This window comes from Geobacter hydrogenophilus (assembly GCF_018501225.1).
Taxonomy (GTDB): domain Bacteria; phylum Desulfobacterota; class Desulfuromonadia; order Geobacterales; family Geobacteraceae; genus Geobacter; species Geobacter hydrogenophilus.
The window spans coordinates 96,211-117,223 of sequence record NZ_JAHCZI010000011.1 but is presented as its reverse complement, the minus strand read 5'-3'; the positions used below and the strand labels follow the sequence as shown (position 1 = coordinate 117,223).

Annotated in this window: 18 protein-coding genes; 6 read left to right on the top strand and 12 right to left on the bottom strand. The window is 63.1% G+C overall.

The window, feature by feature from the left end; genetic code table 11:
* Positions 1-13 precede the first annotated feature (13 nt).
* The 4 genes from KI811_RS15120 to KI811_RS15105 are packed head-to-tail and all read right to left on the bottom strand — an operon-like array spanning position 14 to position 4,197.
* Positions 14-235, bottom strand: a complete 222-nt coding sequence (locus KI811_RS15120; protein ID WP_214187312.1) for a hypothetical protein — start codon at positions 233-235, stop codon at positions 14-16.
* Positions 213-773: a nucleotidyl transferase AbiEii/AbiGii toxin family protein gene (locus KI811_RS15115; RefSeq protein WP_214187311.1), complete on the bottom strand. Its 561-nt coding sequence runs from the start codon at positions 771-773 to the stop codon at positions 213-215. The genes KI811_RS15120 and KI811_RS15115 overlap by 23 nt, the downstream gene beginning before the upstream one ends.
* Before the next feature lie 34 nt (positions 774-807).
* A complete protein-coding gene (locus tag KI811_RS15110; RefSeq protein ID WP_214187310.1) occupies positions 808-2,808 on the bottom strand; it encodes a cache domain-containing protein in 2,001 nt (666 codons plus the stop codon).
* Positions 2,809-4,197, bottom strand: a complete 1,389-nt coding sequence (locus KI811_RS15105; protein WP_214187309.1) for a sigma-54-dependent transcriptional regulator — start codon at positions 4,195-4,197, stop codon at positions 2,809-2,811.
* A gap of 278 nt (positions 4,198-4,475) precedes the next feature.
* On the opposite strand from KI811_RS15105, the gene fdnG reads away from it, so the two are divergent.
* The 6 genes from fdnG (at position 4,476) to KI811_RS15075 (ending at position 12,360) form a co-directional block, all read left to right on the top strand.
* Complete coding sequence (fdnG, locus tag KI811_RS15100; RefSeq protein ID WP_214187308.1) at positions 4,476-7,508, top strand: formate dehydrogenase-N subunit alpha; 3,033 nt, start codon at positions 4,476-4,478, stop codon at positions 7,506-7,508.
* Positions 7,505-8,338, top strand: a complete 834-nt coding sequence (locus tag KI811_RS15095) for a 4Fe-4S dicluster domain-containing protein (protein ID WP_214187307.1) — start codon at positions 7,505-7,507, stop codon at positions 8,336-8,338. Before fdnG ends, KI811_RS15095 begins: the two co-directional genes overlap by 4 nt.
* Positions 8,335-9,546, top strand: coding sequence for an NrfD/PsrC family molybdoenzyme membrane anchor subunit (gene nrfD / locus KI811_RS15090; RefSeq protein ID WP_214187306.1), 1,212 nt, complete (start codon positions 8,335-8,337; stop codon positions 9,544-9,546). Before KI811_RS15095 ends, nrfD begins: the two co-directional genes overlap by 4 nt.
* A gap of 123 nt (positions 9,547-9,669) precedes the next feature.
* Entirely contained in the window at positions 9,670-11,106 is a 1,437-nt protein-coding gene (fdhD, locus tag KI811_RS15085; RefSeq protein ID WP_214187305.1) for a formate dehydrogenase accessory sulfurtransferase FdhD, read from the top strand.
* A gap of 50 nt (positions 11,107-11,156) precedes the next feature.
* Positions 11,157-11,339 (top strand): twin-arginine translocase TatA/TatE family subunit, encoded by a 183-nt coding sequence (locus tag KI811_RS15080; RefSeq protein WP_214187304.1) that lies wholly within the window; start codon positions 11,157-11,159, stop codon positions 11,337-11,339.
* A gap of 517 nt (positions 11,340-11,856) precedes the next feature.
* Positions 11,857-12,360: a nitroreductase family protein gene (locus tag KI811_RS15075; RefSeq protein ID WP_214187303.1), complete on the top strand. Its 504-nt coding sequence runs from the start codon at positions 11,857-11,859 to the stop codon at positions 12,358-12,360.
* A 6-nt stretch (positions 12,361-12,366) separates the two neighbouring features.
* Here the strand turns inward: KI811_RS15075 and KI811_RS15070 are convergent, their stop codons facing one another.
* From KI811_RS15070 to KI811_RS15035, 8 genes are all read right to left on the bottom strand, one after another.
* A complete protein-coding gene (locus KI811_RS15070; RefSeq protein WP_214187302.1) occupies positions 12,367-13,452 on the bottom strand; it encodes a protein-glutamate methylesterase/protein-glutamine glutaminase in 1,086 nt (361 codons plus the stop codon).
* A gap of 27 nt (positions 13,453-13,479) precedes the next feature.
* Positions 13,480-14,784 carry an HD-GYP domain-containing protein gene (locus tag KI811_RS15065; protein ID WP_214187301.1) on the bottom strand — a complete coding sequence of 435 codons (1,305 nt, stop codon included), beginning with the start codon at positions 14,782-14,784 and terminating at the stop codon, positions 13,480-13,482.
* Between the two features lie 5 nt (positions 14,785-14,789).
* A complete protein-coding gene (gene cheD / locus KI811_RS15060) occupies positions 14,790-15,341 on the bottom strand; it encodes a chemoreceptor glutamine deamidase CheD (RefSeq protein WP_214187300.1) in 552 nt (183 codons plus the stop codon).
* A gap of 20 nt (positions 15,342-15,361) precedes the next feature.
* Positions 15,362-16,264 (bottom strand): CheR family methyltransferase, encoded by a 903-nt coding sequence (locus KI811_RS15055; protein WP_214187299.1) that lies wholly within the window; start codon positions 16,262-16,264, stop codon positions 15,362-15,364.
* 9 nt (positions 16,265-16,273) lie between these two features.
* Positions 16,274-18,040 (bottom strand): methyl-accepting chemotaxis protein, encoded by a 1,767-nt coding sequence (locus KI811_RS15050; protein ID WP_214187298.1) that lies wholly within the window; start codon positions 18,038-18,040, stop codon positions 16,274-16,276.
* Between the two features lie 66 nt (positions 18,041-18,106).
* Positions 18,107-18,577: a chemotaxis protein CheW gene (locus KI811_RS15045; RefSeq protein WP_214187297.1), complete on the bottom strand. Its 471-nt coding sequence runs from the start codon at positions 18,575-18,577 to the stop codon at positions 18,107-18,109.
* Positions 18,578-18,604: 27 nt separating this feature from the next.
* Positions 18,605-20,653: a chemotaxis protein CheW gene (locus tag KI811_RS15040; RefSeq protein WP_214187296.1), complete on the bottom strand. Its 2,049-nt coding sequence runs from the start codon at positions 20,651-20,653 to the stop codon at positions 18,605-18,607.
* Positions 20,650-20,985 (bottom strand): STAS domain-containing protein, encoded by a 336-nt coding sequence (locus KI811_RS15035; RefSeq protein WP_214187295.1) that lies wholly within the window; start codon positions 20,983-20,985, stop codon positions 20,650-20,652. Before KI811_RS15035 ends, KI811_RS15040 begins: the two co-directional genes overlap by 4 nt.
* Positions 20,986-21,013: the final 28 nt, after the last annotated feature.

Here is a 21,013-nt window from a genome sequence, read left to right as displayed (position 1 = left end):
GCTGGTCTGGATGCTACAGGAGCATCCGGGTTTCGATAAACGACGTCTCCGGCTTGCGCCGATGGTTAATGAACTTGTTGTATTCGGTCAGATAATCCAGCCAGCGGTCGGCATCAACGATCCCGTCCCTCATCCACGGCGGCTGTCTCAAGGCTGCTGCTGCGGCCATGTCATCACGCAGTTCGGTGGAAGCTGCGGCCTTCTTCAATTCTTCACGAGCCTTCGGGCTGAGCATGGTAGTTCCTCTTCAATTCCCTGAATAAGTCGTCCATTTCGAACAGCGAGAAGTAGTCACCAATGAGTGGCCAGTCAAGGGTCGAGGAATGTCGAGCCATGAGGGCTTCAATATCGGCCAGATCCATTGCCCTGCGGCGGGCATCGTTGGCGATGGCCTGGACCTTGAGGCCGATCAGATCATCGGGACGGACCACCTTCATCGTGAGCATACCGTCGAAAATATCCATGGCAACGGCCCGCTCAAGCATGGCCCGTGACGCCTCGCGGAAGGCGTGCAGAATGTCGATGCCGCCGAGGGGGGCTTGGGGCGCCGTGTAGTGGGAGACGTTTTCCGATCCGTAGGTCCGATTGTACCCGATGTCCGTCAAAATCCGGTCAACTTTTTCCATGTCATCGCGAAGGATGAGGAAATCGAGATCGGCGGTGGTGCGGTCAACCCCCCAGAGGCCGAGGGCAAAGCCGCCGATGAGGGCGTAGCGGATTCCCTGGTCGTCAAAGGATGAGAGAAGTTTGTCGAGTACGTTTTTGAAGTCCATGGTGTTTATCCTTAACAGCTTACCTGTCGAATGATCATGTCAGGGGGCTCCCCTGCTTCATCGGCAGCACCACCCGGAAGGTGCTCCCCGTCCCCGCCGTGCTCTCCACCTGGATATTCCCCCCGTGATCCCTGACGATGCCGTAGGAAACCGCGAGGCCGAGGCCGGTCCCGTCGTTGCGGGTGGTGAAGAAGGGGCTGAAGATGCTCTTGAGGTTTTCGGGGGGGATGCCGACCCCCGTGTCCTCCACGGCAATGGTGCAGCTTCGTGCGTCGCTGTTGCGGGAGGTGCTCACCGTGAGGGTTCCCCCCTCCTTCATGGCCTGGATGGCGTTGAGGATGAGGTTGGTGAAGACCTGCCGGAGCTGGTCGCCGTCCCCTTCCAGAAGGGGGATGTCGGCGGCGTAGTTCCGTCGGATGTCGATGCCGGCAAGGGGAATCTGGTGGCCAACCTGTTTGAGAATCTCGTCCAGGAGCCTGTTGACCTCCACCGTTCCCAGTTCCTTCTTCTGCTGGCGAGCGAACTTGAGGAGGCTCCCCACGATTCGCTCCACCCGTCCCGTCTGCTGGGCGATGGTGTCCACCTCCTCCCGGCTCGGGTCGTCCTCGGGGATTGCCATCTGGAGCAGCTCCGTGTTCCCCCGGATGATCGCCAGAGGGTTGTTGATCTCGTGGGCGACCCCGGCGGCCAGCATGCCGATGTCGGCCAGCTTTGCCGCCCTGACCAGGTCCTCCTGGGTCTTCACGAGGAGGAGGTTTTTCTCCTCCAACTGGGCCGTGCGGTCCAGCACCTTCTGCTCCAGGTCCCGGTTCAGCTTCCGGATGTCCTCCTCCCGCTGGGCGAGGGTCCTGGTCATCTGGGCGAACTCCCCTGCCAGGTCGCCGATCTCGTCGCGGGTCTGGATGGTTATGTCACTGTCGCGCTCGCCGGCCGTGATCCTGCGGGCCGCGTTTTCCAGCTCCTTGATGGGGCGGGCGAGACGCGAGGCGATGAAGCTCGAAATGGCCAGCCCGATGAGGGAGCCGCAGAGGAGGACCACCCCGAAGATGAGGGATATCTCCCGTTTCATCTCCAGGAAGGGGCGCTCCATGACCCCCACGTAGAGGGAGCCCACCGGCTTCCCCTGGAGGTTCAGGATCGGCTCGTAGGCGGAGTAGTACCAGTCGTTCACCACGAAGGCCCGTCCCACCCATTTCTCGCGGGCCAGGAGAACCCTGTTGTAGACCTCCTCCGAGAGCCTTGTGCCGATGGCCCGCCGTTCCGGCGCCAGGAGGACGTTGGTGGCGATCCGCAGGTCCCCTAGGAAGATGGTGGCGGTTCCCACGTCCTCCCCCTGGTAGCTCACCGCCTCGAAGACGATCTTCTTGATCCGGTCCACCAGGGTGTTGTTGCCGTTGAGAAGGACCCCGCCGTAGAGGGCGCCCACGACCGTCCCGGCCTGGTCCCGCACCGGCACCGACACCACCATGGCCATGCCTGAACGCTCCACGGACTCGTCCCGCTGGCGGGCGTGGAGGGTGGGGAGGATCTGGATGGACGCCTTGGCGGCCAGCTCTTTCCCTTCCTTCACCAGTTCCCCGGGGGGGATCACCTCGGTGCCGGCGATGTGCTCCCCCTGCAGTGCCCGGGAGACGATCTGGTCGTTGATCTTGCTGTCGCCGAAGGCCCCGTGGTTGCTGGCCCGGAAGACGACCCGGCCCGACCGGTCCACGGCGGTGAGGAAGTCGAGCCCCTCGCTCGTCATGCGCGGCGAGAGGAGGTTGTTGAGGGTCGTGCGGTCCCCTTGGGAGATGATCATGGAGGTGAAGGGGTTGGTGGCGGTGAACTTGACCACGTCGCGGATGTGGTCGATCTCGCTCTGGTAGACGGCCCGGGCCGAGTTCAGGTCGGTGCGGACCTTTTCCTGGGCCTGGGTCACGATGCGGGAGTTGATGATGGAGATGCCGATGACCCAGCAGATGACCGAAGCCACGAAGAGGGGGGTGAGGGTGGCGAAGGTGAGCTTGAGGCGGATGGGGAAACGCTTCGGACCCATTCAGTCGTCCTGGGAGCCGGCGCCGGACTGGCCGGGGATGACGAGGCCGTACTCCACGATCTTGCGGTCGAGGGTCTTGCGGGAGATGCCGAGGATCTCCGCCGAGCGGCTCTTGTGGAAGCCGGTCTGGCGCAGGACCCGCTCGATGTGCTCCCGCTCCATGTCTTCCAGGGAAACGAGCACGTTGTCCGGCCGGGGAGGTGGCGCATCCTCCCGGGGACGGATGGGGAGGACGTCGGGGGTGACCAGATCGCCCCGGGTGAGGATGGCGGCCCGCTCGATGACGTTTTCCAGTTCCCGTACGTTGCCGGGCCAGCGGTAACCCTGGAGGGAGTGGAGCGCCTCGGGCGTGAACCCCCGGATATCCTTCCGGATGCGCCGGGCATACTTGGCAAGGAAGTGCATGGCCAGGGGCTCGATGTCCTCGCGCCGCTCCCGCAGGGGGGGAAGGGCGATGGTGATGACGTTGAGGCGGTAGTAGAGGTCCTCCCGGAAGCGCCCGTCCGCGACCTCCCTGGCCAGGTCCTTGTTGGTGGCGGCCACGAAGCGGATGTCGACGCTTTTGGGCTTGGTGGCCCCCACGGGGATGAACTCCCGCTCCTGGATGACCCGCAGGAGCTTCGCCTGGACCGCGGCCGAGACGTCGCCGATCTCGTCCAGGAAGAGGGTGCCGCCGTCGGCCTCCTCCAGGAGCCCCTTCTGGGTGGTGATGGCGCCGGTGAAGGCGCCGCGCACGTGGCCGAAAAGCTGGCTCTCCAGGAGGGTGTCCGACAGGGCCGCGCAGTTGATGGAGAGGAACCGGCGTCCCTTGCGCTGGCTGTTTACGTGGACCGCCCCGGCGATGAGCTCCTTGCCGGTCCCCGACTCGCCGAGTACCAGGATGTTGGCGTCGCTGGAGGCCACCTGGACGGTAAGCTCGTAGACCTCCCGGAATTTCGCGCTGGTGAAGACGATGTTGTCGGGGATGTCGGGGCGGGAGAGCTCTTCCTTCAGCACCCGGTTCTCCTTCATGAGGAGGTCCAGTTGAAGGGCGTTCTCCAGGAGGCCGAGGATCTTCTCCTTGGGGAATGGCTTGGTGACGTAGTCGTAGGCCCCCAGCTTGATTGCCTCCACCGCCGCGTCGATGGTGCCGAAGGCGGTCATGACCACCACCGGCATGGCCGGCCGGAGCTTCTTCACCCGCTTCAGCACCTCGATGCCGTCCATGTCCGGCATCCGCACGTCCTGGAGGAGGATGTCGGCATCCCCCTCCGCTCCCCCCTCGATCCGCGCCAGGAGGCTCGTCCCGTCGGCAAAGGTCTCCACTTCGTACTCCTTGGCCAGGAACATCTTCTGGAGGTAGCGCCTGATCCCTTCCTCGTCGTCGCAAATGAGAATGCGTGCTTTCATGATGGTTTTCCGTGCCCCGCCGATGCCGTTCGTTTCATTAGTTTTCAGTATGTCTACATGGACAAAATGATACAGAGGCGGCCAGGATTCCGCAAGACAAGATTCCACACGGTATTTTCCTTTTGTGGTAAAAAATCTGTGAATTTCAATTATTTCAGCGTGTTGTAGATGATGTAGACGTGTAAACGGTATTGGCACGGAGGTTGCCCTTGAGAGCCCGTTGTCACATTCAACGCAACGGGCTCCACGGCCCGATCTTTTCGAAGGGGGTTTGTGAAATGGGAATTTCACGCAGGCAGTTTCTGCAGCGGGGGGCACTGGCCGGGGCGGCCATCGCGCTCTCCGGCAAGCCGGGGGAGGCGAGCGTCGATGCTCCCGAGCTCCGGACCAAGGGGCTCAAGACCACGACCACCATCTGTCCGTTCTGTTCGGTGGGGTGCGGCCTGATTGTCCACACCAAGGACGGCAGGGTGGTGAACGCGGAAGGTGATCCGCAGCACCCCATCAACCAGGGAGCCCTCTGTCCCAAGGGTGGCGCGCTCTTCCAGATCGCCAACAACGAGAACCGGCTCCAGAAGGTGAAGTATCGGGCTCCCGGCTCGGACAAGTGGGAAGAGAAGAGCTGGGACTGGGCCCTTGACCGGATCGCCCAGCGGATGAAGGAAACCCGCGACAAGTCCTTCAAGAAGACCGAGCTGAACAAGAAGGACAGCAAAGAGTACGTGGTGAACCGTACCGACGGCATGGCCTTCTTCGGCGGCGCCGGCCTCGACAACGAGGAGTGCTACCTCTGGACCAAATTCGCCCGCGCCATGGGGGTGGGTCAGCTCGAACACCAGGCCCGACTTTGACACTCGTCAACAGTCGCCGGTCTGGCGGCTTCATTTGGTCGTGGTGCCATGACCAACCACTGGATTGACCTGAAGAACTCCGACGTAATCCTGGCCATCGGCTGCAACCCGGCCGAGAACCACCCTGTTTCGTTCAAGTGGATCGAGAAGGCCCTGGACAGCGGCGCCAAGCTCATTGCCGTCGATCCGCGCTATACCCGCACGGCCTCCAAGTCGGACATCTACGCCCAGATCCGTCCGGGGACCGACATCGCCTTCCTGGGGGGGATAATCAACTTTGCCCTCCAGAACACCATGATCCACGAGGAGTACGTCCGTGAGTACACCAACGCGACGTTCATCGTCTCCGAGCAGTTCGACTTCCAGGACGGCATGTTCTGCGCGTTCGACGACCAGGAGAAGACCTACGACCTCAAGTCCTGGGCCTACGCCACCACCGCCGACGGGAAGCCGAAGCGCGACATGGGCATGAAGGACCCCAAGTCCGTCTACCAGCTCATGAAGAACCACTACAAGCGCTATGACGTGGACACCGTCTGCGCCATCACCGGCACCAAGAAAGAGGACTACCTCAAGGTGGCCAAGGCGTTCTGCGGCACCGGCCGCGCCGACAAGGCGGGGACCATCCTCTACGCCATGGGGATCACCCAGTCGACCCACGGCAGCCAGAACGTCCGGGCCGTTGCGCTCCTGCAGATGCTCCTCGGCAACATCGGCATCGCCGGCGGCGGCGTGAACGCCCTGCGGGGCGAGTCCAACGTCCAGGGCTCCACCGACTACGGGCTTCTCTTCCACATCCTCCCCGGCTACCTCAAGTCGCCGGAGTTCGACAATGTGGATCTCAAGGCCTACAACGAGAAGTGGACCCCCAAGACCAAGGACCCCAAGAGCGCCAACTGGTGGGGGAACACCCCCAAGTACATCACGAGTCTCCTCAAGGCCTGGTACGGCGAGAACGCCACGGCCGAGAACGACTTCTGCTACGACTACCTCCCCAAGCGGATGGGGAACTACTCCTACGTGAAGATCATGGAGAAGATGGGGAAGGGTGAGTTGGAAGGGCTCGTCTGCATGGGGATGAACCCGGCCGTGGGGGGGCCCGACTCCATGGCGGCCCGGGAGGCCCTCGGCAAGCTCAAGTGGCTCGTCACCGCCGACCTCTGGGAGACCGAGTCCTCCATTTTCTGGAAGCGCCCGGGCGTCGACCCGAAGAAGATCCAGACCGAGGTCTTCATGCTGCCGGCCGCATCCTCCATCGAGAAAGAAGGCTCCATCTCCAACTCGGGCCGCTGGGCCCAGTGGCGCTACGCCGCCATCCATCCGGTGGGGGATTCCCGCAGCGACCTCCACATCATCGACGAGTTCTACAAGCGGGTGAAAGCCCTCTACCTGAAGCAGGGGGGCGCATTCCCCGAGCCGATCACCAAGCTCTCCTGGAACTACGGTAACGGCCACGAGCCCGACGTCCACCTGGTGGCCAGGGAGATCAACGGCTACTTCACCAAAGACATGACCATCGTCGACAAGGACAAGACCCTGGAGTTCAAGAAGGGGGACCAGGTCCCGATGTTCAAGTACCTGCAGGACGACGGCTCCACCGTCTCCGGCTGCTGGATCTACTGCGGCTCCTACACCAAGGACGGCAACCAGATGGCCCGCCGCGATCTGGCCGACCCCACCGGCCTCGGCCTCTTCCCCAAGTGGTCCTGGTGCTGGCCGGTGAACCGCCGGATCATCTACAACCGCGCCTCCGTCAACCCGGCGGGGGAGCCCTTCAACGCCAAGCGCCCGGTCATCGCCTGGGACCCCCTGGAGAAGAAGTGGAGGGGGGACGTCCCCGACGGTCCCTGGCCCCCCATGAAGGACGACAAGGAAGGGAAGTACCCCTTCATCATGCTCCCCGAGGGGCATGGCCGCCTCTACGCCCTCGACATGAAGGACGGGCCGTTCCCCGAGCACTACGAGCCGGTGGAGAGCCCGGCCCGGAACCTCCTCTCCCGGGTGCAGAGCAACCCGGTCGTCAAGGTGCCGAAGAACGTCTCCAGCGACACCGCCAAGTTCCCCTACGTCGGCACCACCTACCGGGTGACCGAGCACTGGCAGGCGGGGGCCATGACCCGGAGCCTCCCGTGGCTCGTGGAACTGGTTCCCGATATGTTCGTGGAACTCTCCGAGACCCTGGCCCAGCGGAAGGGGATCAAGCAGGGGGACACGGTGAAGGTCACCACCGAGCGGGGCTCCATCGAAGCGGTGGCCCTGGTCACCAGCCGCCTCAAGCCCTTCAACGTGCAGGGGCGGATGATCGAGCAGGTGGGGATGCCGTGGCACTTCGGCTACGCCGGCCTTGCCACCGGCGACAGCGGCAACGTCCTCACCCCCACCGTCGGGTGCGCCAACACCGGCATTCCGGAGTTCAAGGCGTTCCTCTGCAACATCGAAAAAGGGGGTAAGCGGGCATGAGCTCCTCGACCATCGACTACGGCAAGACCAAAACGTTCCTCATCGATACCACCAAGTGCACCGGCTGCCGGGGGTGCCAGGTGGCCTGCAAGCAGTGGAACCAGCTCAAGGGTGAAAAGACCACGTTCTTCACCGGCGAAGGGTACCAGAACCCGCCCCAGATGTCCGAGTTCACCTTCACCCGGGTGAAGTTCAAGGACTACGAAAAGCACGGGCAGAACGAGTTCGCCTTCTACAAGGAGATGTGCATGCACTGCAACGACCCCGCATGCGCCTCCGTCTGCCCCGTGGGCGCCTTCCACAAAACACCGGAAGGGCCGGTCATCTACAATGCCAAGAAGTGCATCGGCTGCCGCTTCTGCATGGTGGCCTGCCCCTTCGGCGTTCCCAAGTACGAGTGGAGCAAGGCATTTCCGCTCGTGAAGAAGTGCACCGGCTGCTACAGCCGGGTGAAGAACGGCCTTCACCCCGCCTGCGCCACCGCCTGCCCCACCGCCATCACCTACGGCAGCCGGGACGAGATGCTGAAGGAGGCCGAGAAGCGGATGGCCGCCAAGCCCGACCGCTACTTCAAGGTGATCTACGGCAAGGAAGAGGCCGGCGGAACCAGCGTCCTCTACCTGACCCAGCAGCCCCTGGACGAGCTCGGCTTCAGGCCGGTCACCAAGCGGCCACTGCCGTCCTACACCTGGCAGGCCCTGCGGTTCGTGCCGGGAATATTCCTCACCGTCGGCGGCACCCTGTCGCTGGTCACCTGGTTCCAGCACCGCAAGGACCGGGTGAGACGCGAGGAAGAGGAGCGGAACAACCGGAAGGAGGGGAACCAATGACCGCCGCACGCATCGTCATCAATGAAATCAAGGGGTACCATCGCTTCATCAAGTTCATGATGGTCCTCGTGGGGGCGGCGGCCCTGGCTTCCGCCGTACGCTTCATCTTCGGACTCGGGGCCACCACCAATCTCAACGACCTCTACCCGTGGGGCCTCTGGATCTCCTTCGACGTGGTCACCGCCGTGCCCCTTGCGGCCGGCGCCTTCACCATCGGCATCGTGGCCCATGTCTTCCACATCAAGAAGCTGGAGCCTCTGGTGCGGCCGGCCATCGTCACCGGCTTCCTCGGCTACTCCCTGGTCTGCGTGGGGCTTCTCCTCGACCTGGGGCAGCCCCAGCGGGGGCCCTACGTTCTCTTCAACTGGAACGTCCACTCCCCCATGTTCGAGGTCTCCATGTGCGTCATGGCGTACACCACGGTCCTTTTCCTGGAGTTCCTCCACCCGGTGAGCGAGCGGTTCGGCTGGCACATCCCGCTGCGGCTCCTCCGGACCCTGGAGCTGCCGTTCGCCATCCTGGCGGCCATGATCTCCACGCTCCACCAGTCGACCCTCGGGACCTTCTTCCTCATCGCCGTCGACAAGCTCCACAACCTCTGGTACAATCCGCTCCTGCCGCTCCAGTTCTGGCTTTCGGCGATTTTTACCGGCCTCTCCATCGTCATCTTCGAGGCGAGCCTCGTGCACAAGTACATGGGACAGCCCGACGAGTCGGACCTTCTGGCCACGCTGACGAAGATCATCCCCTGGATCATGGGGGTCTACATGCTGGTGAAGGTCTACGCCCTGGCGTTCCTCAGTCACGGCCCACTGTTCGACCGGCCGGTCCTGACAGCCCTCTTCAGCGTGGAGGTGGTCGTGGGGCTCCTGATTCCGTTCTCAATGTTCCTTACGAAGCGGATCAGGACCGACAAGCAGATGCAGCTGCGGGCCGCCTCCCTGGTCATCACCGGCCTCGTGCTGAACCGCTTCAACGTCTCCATGTTCGCCATGCATCAGCCCGGCCAGCCGGCCTACTTCCCCAACTTCATCGAGTCGGTGGTGACCATCGGCATCATCGCGGCCCATATCCTCTTCTTCGTGCTCGTCGCCAAGTACTTCCCCATCTTCGAGCACCACCCCGAGGCCACCGACTACACCATCCCCGACCGCTTCCGCAAGATCGAGCAACACGGCGAGGGGCATGGGAAGGCGAGCGAGGCGTAACAGGTTTTAACCCTCACCCCCAGCCCCTCTCCCAGAGGGCGAGGGGAGTATTCTCTATAGATTCCCCTCTCCCTCCGGGAGAGGGTGGCCGGAGGCCGGGTGAGGGGAGAGGACGAACTCACTATGAAAACCATCCACGTTTACACCAACGGCCGTCTCGAAGAAAAACAGTCGGGCATCGTTCGGGAATTCCCCCTGGTGCTCCACGTGAACGGCCGGGAGATCGCGACGCTGATCTCTTCTCCCCACGATCTCCGGTTTCTCGTTGCTGGGTTCCTCCGCAACCAGGGGTTCGTTGAGCGGGCCGAGGACTTCCACATGCTGGCGGTCTGCGACGACTTCGGCATCGCCAACGTGCGGATCAGGGGTGAGCTTCCGGAGCGGCTGAAGCCGGTATTGACCTCCGGCTGCGGAACCGGCGTCACCTTCACCCTAGAAATGGATGGCAGGGGCGAGGCGATGCCTCGCCCGGATCGGGCGACCCACCGGGTCGCCCCTACGGCGGTATTCCGGCTCATGGAGGAGCTGGCGCGGCGGGCCGACAACTACCGGAGCCACGGCGGCATCCACTCGGCGGCCGTGGGGGACGGGGAGGGGAACCTCCTCCTCTTTGCCGAGGACATCGGCCGCCACAACACCCTTGACCGGATCGCCGGGGAAGCCCTCTTCAGGGGAATCGACCTGACTGGAAAGATCCTCGTCACCTCGGGGCGGGTCTCCACCGAAATGGCCGCCAAGTGCGCCCGGCTCGGGATAGGGCTCATCGCCTCCCGCACCTCCGCCACCGACATGGCGGTGAAGATGTGCGACGAGGCGGGGATTCCCCTCATCGGTTACGTCCGGGGAGGGAAGTTCACGGTCTACGCCCACCACGGGCGGCTCGCCCTGCCGGCGGAGCCCTGTCGCCTGCCGGTCATTGCCAAGGGGCGCATTCCCGGCGTCACCGGCGTCATCCTCGCCGGCGGGCAGTCGCGCCGCATGGGGAGCAACAAGGCGCTCCTCCCCTACAAGGGGGGGCGCTTCATCGAGGCGATCCATCGGCAGCTGGCCGAGATCTTCGACGAGGTGCTCCTCGTCACCAATAACCCGGAGCAGTACGATTTCCTCACCTGCCGGAAAGTGGCCGATATCCACCCGGGGATGGGAGCCCTGGCCGGCATCCACGCCGGGCTCCATCACGCCGCCAACCCCGCCGCCTTCATGGTCGCCTGCGACATGCCTTACCTGAACAGCGACCTGATCCGGCATCTGGCCACCCTGGCCGACCCGGGCGGGGTCCTCATTCCCGAGAGCCCGGCGGGGCTGGAACCGCTCCATGCGGTCTACGGCAAGGGGTGCCTGGCCGCCATCGAGACAACGCTCCTGTCGGGCGAGCGGCGGATCGTTTCGTTCTTCGGCCGGACCAACGTCAACCGGGTCAACGCCGAGCAGGTGGCCCTCTTCGATCCGGACTACGCCACCTTCAGCAACATCAATACCCCCGTGGACTACTACCGGCTTCGGGATGGCGAGCGGGACGAGCTCGACGCCGCTCTCGGCGCCGACCGCATCGCAGGGTGATGCAACACTCTGCGTCGATACTCTAATTTGCCACTAAAGGAGATTCACCCATGTTCGGATTCGGAATGCCTGAAATGATAATTGTCCTCGTCATTGCCCTTGTTGTCTTTGGCCCTGCCAAGCTCCCCCAGTTGGGACAGTCGCTGGGAGCCGGCATCAGGAACTTCAAAAAGGCAACGCTGGAAGAGCCGGAGCAGATCGCGGCCAAGGATAAGGAGAAGGGTGCCGCCTGACACCCACTCGATCCCCCAGACGAGCGAAAACCCGCCCCCGGCATAGGAGGCGGGTTTTTTGTTTTCCTGCCGAATCGTCCCTGCAAATCAGCCGCATCATCGTCCAAACAAGATTGCATGGCATCACTTGTCAGTAGGAGAACATTTTGTGACTTGTTATCGCGAGTATCCCACTGCCCTTTGTGCCACCGCCCGTGGAGCAAATGAAAACATACGCAATAGTGCCACGGGCTGTGGCACAATAGAGTCCTGAGTGAAAAGATAAAGGAGTTGCCGACCCATGCCTGGTATGCCGTACATGTCGTTGGGAGGTGTGAAGCTAGGCGGGGCTATCGGAAGATAATTCCCCCAATGCAGACGCAGCAGAGGGCAACGAAAAACATGAGCACCGAGATGACGGCAATGGCTTTGTCCAGCATGGGGATGACCTCATAACATTTTTCTTAGTTAATCGGAGCGTAACGGCAAAACTTTAATTTATTTTACGTGTAGTTAGCTTAAGACGAGGAGGATGGAGATGGAGGTATTGGAGGCAATCTACGGACGCCGCAGCGTGCGGCAGTATACCGGCGAGCCGGTGACGCGGGAGGAAGTTCTGGAGATCGTTCGGGCAGGTTCCTGGGCGCCGTCGGGGCTAAACAACCAGCCGTGGCGGTTTGCCATTGTGTCAGACGGAGAAAAGCGCAGGGCGCTGGCGGGACTTACGAAGTACCGGCACATCCTGGAAGGGGCGCCGGTCTCCATTGCGGTCTTCTGCGACCGGGCCGCCATGTACAACGATACAAAGGATCACCAGTCTGTCGGGGCGTGCCTCCAGAACATGCTTCTGGCGGCCCATGCCATGGGGCTTGGGGCCGTGTGGCTCGGGGAGATCCTGAAGAGTGCGGACAAGGTGCGGGAACTGCTGGTATTGCCGGAGGGGCTGGAGCTTATGGCCGTGGTGGCTGTGGGACGGCCGGCGGAATTCCCCCGCAAGGGTGATCGGAAGGACCTCGATGACCTGATCGTCGGGGAATATTGATGTGATTCACACCCTGAAGGCCCTGTTCCCCTGTGACTCCAGCCAGCCGAAGAGCCGCCGCGGCATCTCGCCCAGGGGCGCCACCTCGTCAACCCCCCCTCGCGCTATGGCCTCCTTGGGCATCCCGAAGACCACACAGCTTTTTTCGTCCTGGGCAAAGGTGTAGGCGCCGGCTTCGCGCATCTCCAGCATGCCGGCGGCGCCGTCGTCTCCCATGCCGGTCATGATGATGCCGACGGCATTTCTGCCGGCGCGGTTGGCTGCCGAGCGAAAGAGGACGTCCACCGACGGCCGGTGGCGGCTGACCGGCGGGCCGTCGGAGAGCTCCACCACGTAGTTGGCTCCGCTGCGGGCGAGGAGAAGGTGCCGGTTTCCCGGAGCGACATAGGCGTGGCCCGGGAGGATTCGTTCACCGTGCTCCGCCTCTTTGACGCTGATCCTGCAAAGGCCGTTCAGTCGCTGGGCAAAGGTGCGGGTGAAAGCCTCGGGCATGTGCTGGGTGATGAGGATGCCGGGAGAGTCGGCTGGCATGGCAACGAGGAACGATTTCAAGGCCTCGGTGCCGCCGGTGGAGGCGCCGATGACGATGACCTTCTCGGTGGAGGAAAAGGTCCGGTGTTCCATCGGCAGCACCGCGTCGGCGGTGTTCTTTCGCTCCACGGAGAGGTGGATGTGGGGGGGGGGCTGCCGTACCCTGGCCCTGGCGGCGATACGGAGCTTGTCGGTGATCTCCCGGGCGTATTCCTGCATGCCCCGGCTGATGTCGATCTTCGGCTTGGTGACGAAGTCGACGGCCCCCAGCTCCAGTGCCCGAAGAGTCAGGAATGAGCTTTTTTCGGTGAGTGACGAGACCATGAGCACCGGCATGGGGCGAAGGCGCATCAGCTTTTCAAGGAAGACCAGTCCGTCCATCCGGGGCATTTCCACGTCGAGGGTCAGAACGTCGGGATTGAGGGCCTTGATCTTTTCCCGGGCCACCAGGGGGTCGGGCGCCACTCCCACCACCTCCATATCGGTCTGGCTGTTGATGATGTCCGTCATCAGGCTTCGGATGAGGGCCGAATCATCGACGATGAGAACTTTGATGGCCATAGGTACTCCCCTTCCGCGGTGAACGGGTCAGACCGCATTCCGGTAGCCGGCGTTCTGGTAGGAGGCGGCGCGGTTGAACTCGGCGTAGAGCCGGGCCGATTCGTCCTGGGATGTCACCCGGCACTCGTCGATCTGGTCGATGTTCCTGAGGAGCGAGGCGACCACCCCGGAATCGAGGGCCCGGTCGTCCACCATCTCCTGGAGGATGGCGCGGACGCTTTTCCTGGTCATTCCCTTGCGGTAGGGACGGTCCTCCGTGAGGGCGGTGAAGACGTCGGCCACGGCGATGATGCGGGAGCCCAGGGGGAGTTCGCCGCCGTTGTAGTGGAAGGGATAGCCGCGGGAGTCGATCCGCTCGTGGTGGAAGGATGCCCAGGTGCTGATCTCCTCCATCCCCTGGATGTTGCTGAGCACCTGGTAGGTCCAGAAGGGATGCTTCTTGACCCTGTTGAACTCTTCCGGGCTCAGTCTGTCGGGTTTGTGGAGGATCTCCTGGGGGATGGTCAGCTTGCCGATGTCGTGAAGGTAACCCGCGACCTTCATCATGTGTACGCCGCTTTCGGAGAAGCTGTAGAGCCGCGCCAGCGCCTCGGCGGTGCCGGCCACGCCGCTGGAATGGGTTGCGGTGTAGCGGCAACGGAAGTCGATCAGGTGGCTGAAGACCTTGCTCAGGTTGATCATGTTGTCGTAATCGAGTTCGATATTGACGAAACGCAGGTCTTTCACGACCGCCTGGGTTATGGTGGGTGCATCGAGGGTGAACCAGAAGTACTCCCGCTCCGCCACTGCCAGGAAGGCGTCAACGTAGGACGGGACGAAGAGTTCGCCGGCCCCTTCCCTGATGTAGCGGCAGATGGCGGGGATCTGCCCCAGGATTTCCTCGTTCCTGTCGATCAGACCGTCGATTTTTCCTGCCAGGTAGATAATCTGGGCCGGATGGAATTCCCCGTCACCCTGAAGCCCCCTGGCCCTGCCGTGCTCCCAGGGGGTGTGGTGGTGCCTGATCAGCTCGCCCACCTGCCGGAACGGCCGGAAATCGCGCATCAGGAGGTATCCCAACTCCGAATGCCCCGTGACGAGGTCGGGGCTTGTTTCGTAGTCCGGGAGGGAACTGTCGTCCTTGAGGGAGAAGGCGCCGATGTCATGGAGTACCCCGGCCAGTGCCAGCTGGTTCTGCTGCTCGATTGACAGGCCCAATTCAGCGGCGATGTTCCGGGCGATGAAGGCCACCCGCATCTGGTGGCTGACGATGGCCGGGCTGATCCATTCCATGACCTTCGAGAGGCAGAGGATCATGTCGGAAAGAAGTACTTTCTGGGTCGTATAGAGCATAGCGGTCAACGTCCTGTGGTGATCCCCTCCTGGTTGAGGGGGCTTGTCTCGATGGGAAGGGAGCGGATCTGCCTGACAAAGGCGCGGCCGGTTGCAGGAGCGAAGTAGACCTTGCGCGGGTAGATGTCTCCCACATCCACCGCCGTTACCGGTATTTCGCGCTCTTCCAGGTAACGGAGGGCGAATTCGGCGTTGCGCTCCCCCACATCGGTTACTCCGTTGATGACCCTGCCGGCGCCAAAGACCTTTGCCTCCAGGTAGGGAAGCCTCCCTCCCAGCTGGAGCAGGTGATCGATCAGCAGTTCCATGGCGTGGGTGCCGTAGCGGGGTGAAGGGGACCCGGCGGTGCCTGCCTCGCCCGGAAGCATGTAGTGGTTCATGCCGCCGATGCCGCTTACCCGGTCGCGGATGCAGACCGAGACGCAGGAGCCGAGCACCGTGACGATCATGGTATCGCTGTCGGTGGCGTGGTATTCGCCCGGAAGAATCTTCACTGCCTGCTTGTTGAAGGTCCGGTCGTAATAGGAGCTTTTCGCGAAGTATTTGCCGGTGTGCATGAACTTCTCCCTGTTTCCGGTTATGACCGGAGGCTGGTGGGGAGGGGGGCGCCATCCCGAACGGCGTAGACCGTCTTGCCGCGGACCTGGAAGAGGTCGGCGGCGTGATGGAAACTCTCCGAGTGGCCGGCGAAGAGGAGCCCCCCGGGGTGGAGCAGGGGGACGAACTTCCTCAGGATGCCGTACTGGGTCTCCTTGTCGAAGTAGATCATCACGTTGCGGCAGAAGATGGCGTCGAACCGCTCCCCCATGGGCCATTGCGGGTCCAGCAGGTTCAACTGCCGGAAGGTGATGAGCTTTTGCAGCTCGGGCCTGACCCGGACAAGGCCGTAATTTTTCCCCTCTCCCCTGAGGAAGAACCGCCTCAACTGCTCCCGGGGAAGGCGCTCGATCCGGTCGATGCGGTAGATTCCCTGGCGCGCCCGGTCAAGGACGCTGGTGTCGATGTCCGTGGCCAGAATCCTGACCGGCGGGGTGAAGGTGCCGAACTGCTCCACCACGGTCATGGCGATGGAGTAGGGCTCCTCACCGGTGGATGCGGCGCAGCACCAGATGGAGAGCGGCCGCCGGCCGCCGAGTCCCTTCAGGTGGTCAGCCAGGATCGGGAAATGGTGGGGCTCCCGGAAGAAGGAGGTGAGGTTGGTGGTGAGGGCGTTGACGAACGCCTCCTGCTCCTGCCGGTCGCCGCTTTCCACGATGCGAAGGTAATCGTCAAAGGAGGTGAGCCCCCTGACCCGCAGGCGGCGGGCCAGGCGGCCGTAGACCAGGTCACGCTTGACCGGGCTGAGGGCGATCCCCGCGGTGCGGTAGATGAGCTCCCGAACCCGGGCAAAGTCGCCGTCGGTGAAGTGGAACTCGCGGAGATCCCTCGGGGGGAAATCCGCGTCGGTTCCTGTCAGCGGTGCAATGGCGTGGTTGGGCATCGTGCCTCTCTAAAACTCCTTCCAGTCGTCGTCATACCCCACGGCCTTGGGCAACTCGGCCTCGTGGTGTTCAGGAACTGCCGGTTTGTGGTAGCCATTGGCGGCTTTCACCTTGGGGGCGGCCTTGGCGGCCGGGGTGTTCCGAGCAATGGGCGACACCCTGGCTGCGGTGGGCTTGCGCTCCTTCTTCGGCGTAGCCCCGGAGTCGGCGCGTCCGCCGTCGGCCAGCTTGAAGCGGCTCACGGTGGAGACCATGGTGCGGGCCTGGTCCTCCAGCGCCTCGGCGGCCGCCGCGGCCTCTTCCACCAGGGCGGCGTTTTGCTGGGTCACGTCGTCCATCTGGGTGATGGCGGTGTTCACCTGCTCGATGCCGCTGGACTGCTCGATGGAGGCGGCGGAGATCTCGGCCATGATGTCGGCCACCCGCTTGATGCTGGTGACGATCTCCCGGGTGGTCTCCCCGGCCTCTTCCACCAGGCGGCTCCCATCCTCCACCTTGCTCACCGAGTCCTCGATGAGGCTCTTGATCTCCTTGGCCGCTGCAGCACTACGCTGGGCAAGGTTCCGCACCTCGCCGGCCACCACGGCGAAGCCGCGCCCCTGCTCGCCGGCCCGGGCCGCCTCCACCGCCGCGTTGAGGGCGAGGATGTTGGTCTGGAAGGCGATGCCGTCGATGACGCCGATGATGTCGGAGATCTTGCGGGAGCTCTCGGTGATGGCTCCCATGGTGTCCACCACCCGGCCGATGACGTTGCCCCCCCGCTCCGCCACGTCGCTGGCGGTCATGGCCAGCTTGTTGGCCTGCTGGGCGTTGTCGGCGTTCTGCTTCACGGTGGAGGTGAGCTCTTCCATGCTGGAGGCGGTCTCCTCCAGGGCCGAGGCCTGCTCTTCGGTGCGCTGGGAGAGGTCGGCGTTGCCGGCGGAGATCTGCTCGGTGGCGCTGGCGATGGAGTCGGCGCCGGTGCGGACTTCGGCCACGATGTGGGAGAGGCTGTCGTTCATCTCCCTTAATGAGCGGAGGAGTTGGCCGGTTTCGTCCTCGCTGGAGGCCTCGATGGCGGCGGTCAGGTCGCCGGCGGCGATATGCTCGGAGGCGGTGATCGCCTTGCCCAGGGCCATCCTGATCCGGCGCGCCACGACGAAGGCGAAGGCGAAGATCAGCAGCGCAAAAATCAGGGTGGCGGCGATGATCTGGATCCTCATGGCCATCAGTTCCTTTTTAACGTCGTCCACGTAGATGCCGCTGCCGATGACCCATCCCCATTCCTTGTCCAACTGGACATGGGAGATCTTGGGACTCGGTGCCGTGGCGCCCGGTTTCGACCATTGGTACTCCACATCCCCTTCACCCTGCTCCTTGGCAACCTTCGCCATTTCGACAAAGATCTGCTTCCCGTTGGGGTCCTTGATATCGTCGAGTTTTTTCCCTTCCAGATCCGGCTTGATCGGGTGCATGACCATGACCGGCTCGACGGTGTTGATCCAGAAATATTCGTTCCCCTCGTACCGGAGCGAGCGGATGTTGTCGATGGCCCGCTTCTTGGCCTCGGCCTCGGTCAGTTCTCCGCTCTTGACCTTCGCGTGGTAGCCATCGATCAGGGTGGCCACGGTGTCAACGGTGCTGCCAACGGTCGCTTTCTTTTCGTTCATCAGCTTCTTTTCCACCAGCGGCAACACATAGAAGAGGATGCCCGAGACGATGAGCACGATGGTCGCCACCGAGATGCTGAGGATTTTCGTGAGGATCTTCCAGTCTTTAAATGCTTTGAATTTCATGCTGTTTCCCCTTTCATGGGTGCGTATCTCGTCGGTACTTGAAGATATCAGGCAGCGGCGGTGCCTCTACGCCGCGCTGTCCATGAGCTGCATCTCGTCGCTGCTCAGGAGCTTTTCTATGTCCATGAGGATGAGCATCTGGCCGTTCACGGTGCCGAGGCCGGTCAGGTAGCGGGTATCCAGGGCCGAGCCCAGCTCCGGCGCCGGCCTGATCTGCTCCGGTTCCAGGGCCACCACGTCGGAGACGCCGTCCACCACCATGCCGATGACCCGGTTCAGCACGTTCATGATGATGACCACGGTGAACTCGTCGTAGTGGGGAGTGCCGAGGTTGAACCTGATCCGCATGTCGACGATGGGTACGATCACCCCTCGCAGGTTGATGACCCCCTTGAGGAACTCCGGCGCGTTGGCGATGCGGGTCACGGCGTCGTAGCCCCGGATCTCCTGCACCTTCAGGATGTCGATGCCGTACTCCTCGTTGCCGAGGGTGAAGGTGAGGTATTCATGGGGGATGATTCGTTCAGACGTATCCATAGTTGTGTATATCCTCCTGACTCGTATTTATCTCATCCGGAGCAGGGCGTGGACGTCCAGGATCAGCGCCACCCGCCCGTCCCCGAGGATCGTCGCGCCCGCCGTTCCTTCAACCTTGCGGTAGTTGGCTTCGAGGCTCTTGATGACCACCTGGTGCTCGTCCAGGAGGGCGTCCACCAGCAGCGCCGCCTTTTCCCCCTCCACATCCACCAGTACGACGATTCCCTCTTCAGCCCTCGTGACCGCCGTTTCCAGGTTGAAGAGTTGGTGGAGCGGCAGAAGGGGGAGGTATTCGCCCCGGACGTGGACGACGGTCCTGCCGTTGACCGATTTGATTTCCTCCGGCTTCGGCTGGAGGGATTCGATGATGGCGTTCAGGGGGATGATGAACTTTTCGCCACCCACCGCCACGGAGAGACCGTCGAGAATCGCCAGGGTCAGGGGAAGGCTGATGGTGACGCGGGTTCCGGCGCCCGGCTCCGACGAGACCTGCACCCGCCCGCTCAGGGCCTGCACGTTTCGCAGCACCACGTCCATGCCGACCCCGCGGCCGGAGATGTCGGTCACGGTTTCGGCGGTGGAGAAGCCGGGGGCGAAGATCAGTTGCCAGACCTCCTCATCGGTCATGGCGTCGCTGGCCGGGATGCCCCGTTCGGCCGCCTTGCGGAGGATCTTCTCCCGGCTGAGACCGGCGCCGTCGTCCATGACATCGATGACGATCCGTCCCCCCACCTGGGAGGCCCGCAGCGTTATGGTGCCGACGGGATCCTTCCCTGCGGCCATGCGCGCTTCAGGGGATTCGAGCCCGTGGTCGAGGCAGTTCCGCACCAGGTGGGTGAGGGGATCGGCAACCTTTTCGATGAGCCCCTTGTCCAGCTCGGTGGCCTCGCCAACGGTTTTCAGATCCACCTGCTTGCCGAGCTTGGCAGCCAGGTCGCGCACCAGGCGGGGGAAGCGGCTGAATACGATGCTGATGGGGACCAGCCGGATCGACATGACGCTCTGCTGGAGGTCGCGGGTGTTGCGCTCCAGTTGCAGGAGTCCCCGATGGATGTTCTCGAAGAGGACCGGATCGAGAACCGCCGCCATCTGGGACAGCATGGACTGGGTGATGACCAGTTCGCCCACTTGGTTGATGAGCTGATCCACCTTGGTGACCCCCACCCGGATGGAGGACTCAGCCTCGCCCCCCCGGCGGCCGAAGGCCCCGGGCGCCGTTTCATCGCGGTCGTAGGCACGGCGCCCCATGGGGGCTATGGCTGCCTCTGCCGGCGTGCTTGCGGGTGCAGGGATGTCTTCCCTTGCGGGAGACGGCGCGGCGGTTGCCTGCTCGTCCCTGGTGATGATCGTCAGCTGCTCCCGTTCGGCCACGAACTCGAAGATGTCCCAGATCTCCTCATCGGCGGCGGCCGTGTCGAGGGCGAAAATCCACCGGGCGTGGCAGACCTCGGGATCGAACGCCTCAAAGGGAGGCGCTTCGGGGATCTCTGCCTTCACCGAAAGGTCCCCCAACTGCGCCAGTTCGTTGAAGAGGTTTTCGAGCCGCACGCCCCGCTGGAAGATGTCGTTGTCGGGGGAAAAGACGATCTCCAACCGGCGGAAGCCGGTCATGGGTTCAGCACTTGGAACGTGGGACGAAGTGGAAGCTTCGGCAGCGGCAGCATTTGTTTCGATCTGGTCGCGAAGCCTGCGGCAGATATCCTCGATAACCCCCTGGTCCACCGCGGCGCCGTCACGGTGTCCCGCCAACTGCATGGCGATGGCGTCGCGGGCTTCCAGGAAAAGGTCGATCATGGTGGCGGTCAGGCCGAGTTCGTTGCCGCGTACCTTGTCCAGGAGCGATTCAAGCTCGTGGGTCACCACGGTAAGGTCCCTGAAGCCGAAAATGCCGGCTCCTCCCTTGATGGAGTGGGCCGCGCGGAACAGGGCGTTCAGTTCCTCGCCGTCGGGATGTGCCGGGTCGAGGGCCACGAGGATGTGCTCCATATCGGCCAGGTGTTCGGCGCACTCCTCGAAAAAGACGGCGTTGAAGCGATCCAGGTCGATGGAGGTATTGTGGTGATCCGGGGTGGTCATGCGTGGCCCTTGGCAATGTCGAGCATTGTCTCGAATTCGTGGCCGAAGCCGAGGAGCTCGATGCTGCCGCGGAGTTCTGCCGGGATATTGGTCAGGACGGGAGCGAAACCCAGGAGCCTCAGATGGCGAAGGAGTATCGTCAGGAGTTGGCATCCGCAGGCATCGAACAGGGCGACCTCCGTCAGGTCGATGACCGGCTGCGCCTGCTGCGGATGCACCCCGGAAAGGGCGGCCAGGTGTTCCGTCAGGGGGAGGAGCTGCTGCGTGACGCCGGTCATGGACCAGTCGCCGTTCAGTCTTATCGTCAGGTTCGCTGATGCGTTCTCTGGCATGGTGGGCCTCCTTGGCATTGTCGGCTGA

Coding starts and splice junctions, on each gene's coding strand:
- KI811_RS15065 (WP_214187301.1), bottom strand. CDS start 14,784: ATGCTCTATACGACCCAGAAAGTACTTCTTTCCGACATGATCCTCTGC.
- KI811_RS15110 (WP_214187310.1), bottom strand. CDS start 2,808: ATGGGTCCGAAGCGTTTCCCCATCCGCCTCAAGCTCACCTTCGCCACC.
- KI811_RS15050 (WP_214187298.1), bottom strand. CDS start 18,040: ATGAAATTCAAAGCATTTAAAGACTGGAAGATCCTCACGAAAATCCTC.
- KI811_RS15095 (WP_214187307.1), top strand. CDS start 7,505: ATGAGCTCCTCGACCATCGACTACGGCAAGACCAAAACGTTCCTCATC.
- KI811_RS15105 (WP_214187309.1), bottom strand. CDS start 4,197: ATGAAAGCACGCATTCTCATTTGCGACGACGAGGAAGGGATCAGGCGC.
- nrfD (WP_214187306.1), top strand. CDS start 8,335: ATGACCGCCGCACGCATCGTCATCAATGAAATCAAGGGGTACCATCGC.
- KI811_RS15045 (WP_214187297.1), bottom strand. CDS start 18,577: ATGGATACGTCTGAACGAATCATCCCCCATGAATACCTCACCTTCACC.
- KI811_RS15120 (WP_214187312.1), bottom strand. CDS start 235: ATGCTCAGCCCGAAGGCTCGTGAAGAATTGAAGAAGGCCGCAGCTTCC.
- KI811_RS15070 (WP_214187302.1), bottom strand. CDS start 13,452: ATGGCCATCAAAGTTCTCATCGTCGATGATTCGGCCCTCATCCGAAGC.
- KI811_RS15115 (WP_214187311.1), bottom strand. CDS start 773: ATGGACTTCAAAAACGTACTCGACAAACTTCTCTCATCCTTTGACGAC.
- KI811_RS15080 (WP_214187304.1), top strand. CDS start 11,157: ATGTTCGGATTCGGAATGCCTGAAATGATAATTGTCCTCGTCATTGCC.
- KI811_RS15055 (WP_214187299.1), bottom strand. CDS start 16,264: ATGCCCAACCACGCCATTGCACCGCTGACAGGAACCGACGCGGATTTC.
- KI811_RS15035 (WP_214187295.1), bottom strand. CDS start 20,985: ATGCCAGAGAACGCATCAGCGAACCTGACGATAAGACTGAACGGCGAC.
- KI811_RS15075 (WP_214187303.1), top strand. CDS start 11,857: ATGGAGGTATTGGAGGCAATCTACGGACGCCGCAGCGTGCGGCAGTAT.
- KI811_RS15040 (WP_214187296.1), bottom strand. CDS start 20,653: ATGACCACCCCGGATCACCACAATACCTCCATCGACCTGGATCGCTTC.
- fdhD (WP_214187305.1), top strand. CDS start 9,670: ATGAAAACCATCCACGTTTACACCAACGGCCGTCTCGAAGAAAAACAG.
- cheD (WP_214187300.1), bottom strand. CDS start 15,341: ATGCACACCGGCAAATACTTCGCGAAAAGCTCCTATTACGACCGGACC.